The organism is Vibrio sp., from assembly GCF_984391705.1.
This window is the reverse complement of sequence record NZ_CFHWOM010000147.1, coordinates 1-1,834: the sequence shown is the minus strand read 5'-3', so window position 1 is coordinate 1,834 and position 1,834 is coordinate 1. Positions and strand designations below refer to the sequence as shown.

The window sequence follows — 1,834 nt, the reverse complement described above, 5'->3', positions numbered from 1 at the left end:
GTTAAGTCGTCAGGTTTCCAATCCGGCAATACCTGCTGAAGCTCTCCATCTTTAATGTACTGATTCACGAGATAGAATGGCTGGATAGCTATGCCTGCACCATGCAATGCGGCTTGCAATAAGGCGGTTGCCTCATTTGCTGTCAAGTTACACTTAACTTCTACCGATTGTTGTGTGTTGTCTTTTGTTAAATGCCAAATATGTTGTTGAAAATTTTTGTACCCAAGACAAGTATGACCGGTTAAATCGCTTGGTTTAGAAATAGCACTATTTCTATTCAAATACTCTGGCGAAGCGACCACCACTGACTCACATATCGATATCGGTTTACCTATCAAAGACGGATCCGGTGTCGAGGCGATTCGGACAGCAAGATCTATCTGGCTTTCAGTTAGGTCGGTTACTGAATCATGTAAGTCGATATCGATGTTTACGTTGGGGTTCTCTACCATAAACTCTTGAATAGCTGGCACCAATTGAGAGTAACCAAATGACATGCTGGTTGCCAACCGAACTGTACCCGACAACTCACCACTGTTATCTGCTAACTCGCTTAGGCTTTCGGCTTGATCAAGCCACTGTTTAACCTCTTCCAAGCATGTTTGGCCCGCTGTTGTTAAAGATACTTTTCGAGTAGTTCGATGTAAAAGGCGGGTATTCAGCCAAGCTTCCATCGTCTCAATGTATCTCGTCACCATAGGGCGAGACATATCCAGCCTGTCTGCTGTAGCAGTAAAACTACCCGTCGCTGCAACATCAACAAACACTTTTGCAGCTGTTAGCCTATCCATATATTCGCTCGAATTAAGAAACAATAATGCTCAGTTTGGTGTGTTTTTCTGAGCACGTCAATTCCTTACTATCCTCTCCGTACCCAAACACATAGAAGGAGAACGGTATGAAAAATTTAACTCTAATGGCCGCATCTATCTTACTCGCCACTAATGCAACCGCAGCAGAAAGCACGCCACTAACTCTTGATGTTTATAACGCTGACAAGAACAGCTTCCACGTAAACTCAACATTAGTAATCGGTGAAAGTGAAGTCATGGTTGTCGATACCGGATTTACCAAAGCTGACGCTCTGCGTATTGCCGCAAAAGTTCTTGATAGTGGCAAAGAGCTGAAAACCATTTTTATCAGTCAGGCTGACCCAGACTACTACTTTGGTGCTGAAGTGCTGCATGCGCTGTTTCCGAAAGCGCAAGTTCTGAGTACGCCGAAAGTGATTGAGGTTATAGAGAAGAAATTGGCTGGCAAACTGGCGTTTTGGGGACCTAAAATGGGCAGCAATGCTCCGGTTGAACCGTACCTACCACAAGCTATCGAAGACAATGTGTTGACCGTTGACGGGCATAAAATCGAGATTCGTGGCACACAAGGTGAATTGGCTCATCGTCCTTACTTGTGGATCCCTTCTAACAAAGCGGTTCTGGGCAACGTCGCCGTGTATGGCAATTTGCACCTTTGGATGGCTGACGCGCAATCTGAGAGTAGCCAGAAAGCATGGGTTAAACAATTGAAAGAACTGAAAGATCTAACCCCAGATATCGTCATTCCAGGACACATGAAAGCTGGAACCAAGCTTGACGCAAGCACTATAAGCTATTCTCAGCAGTACCTCGCAGACTTCCAGAAAGCAAAAGATAGCAGTCAGAATAGCACGGAAGTGATCGACAAAATGTCGGCAAGCTACCCCGATGCACAACTACCAATGGCGCTAAGTATTGGTGCTAAGGTCCATATGGGTGAAATGAATTGGTAAACGCACACTAATTTTCACCCCAATGTGTGGTTGGCGTTACAGTTCTACTTCAGTGTTAACTGCCATTGC

General features: G+C 44.9%; 2 protein-coding genes. One reads left to right on the top strand and one right to left on the bottom strand.

Going from position 1 to position 1,834, the window contains the following annotated elements; genetic code table 11:
- On the bottom strand, nucleotides 1–791 hold a 791-nt coding region (locus AC4MRV_RS22025; protein WP_491189400.1), incomplete at its 3' end, for a LysR family transcriptional regulator.
- Nucleotides 792–898: 107 nt separating this feature from the next.
- Here AC4MRV_RS22025 and AC4MRV_RS22020 point away from each other — a divergent pair.
- The gene (locus AC4MRV_RS22020) at nucleotides 899–1,765 is read left to right on the top strand and encodes an MBL fold metallo-hydrolase (RefSeq protein WP_491189399.1); all 867 of its coding nucleotides are present in this window, start codon (nucleotides 899–901) and stop codon (nucleotides 1,763–1,765) included.
- Nucleotides 1,766–1,834: the final 69 nt, after the last annotated feature.

Excerpts from the sequence above, each read along its gene's own strand:
- AC4MRV_RS22020 (WP_491189399.1), top strand. The coding sequence starts at position 899 with ATGAAAAATTTAACTCTAATGGCCGCATCTATCTTACTCGCCACTAAT.